This window comes from Gordonia sp. i37, assembly GCF_002043085.1.
Classification (GTDB): Bacteria; Actinomycetota; Actinomycetes; order Mycobacteriales; family Mycobacteriaceae; genus Gordonia; species Gordonia polyisoprenivorans.
Genome location: NZ_MVPX01000408.1, coordinates 1 through 239, shown reverse-complemented (window position 1 = coordinate 239; position 239 = coordinate 1). Strand labels below are relative to the sequence as shown.

The 239-nt window shown below is 64.0% G+C and carries 1 pseudogene; it reads right to left on the bottom strand.

The features are described 5' to 3' along the window. Positions 1-239, bottom strand: a pseudogene (locus B1964_RS20295) (serine/threonine protein phosphatase); the annotation flags it as partial.

Below are 239 nucleotides of genomic sequence, written 5' to 3'. Positions count from 1 at the left end.
CGGCGACGTTGAGCGCGGTGCAGTCGGCGGCGTCCGCGGGCACGAAGGTGATGCGCGCGGAGTCCTTGTCGGCGTCGACGATGCAGCCCTTCTGCACCAGGTTGCTCACCGAGTAGAACAGCACCGCGTCGGGAGAGCCTTGGTAGACAACGATTTTCGAGTCTTGCTCGCCGATGTAGTAGGTGCGGTGCAGGTAGTAGCGCAACCCGAAGAAGCCCGCGAGGATGGCCACGATCACC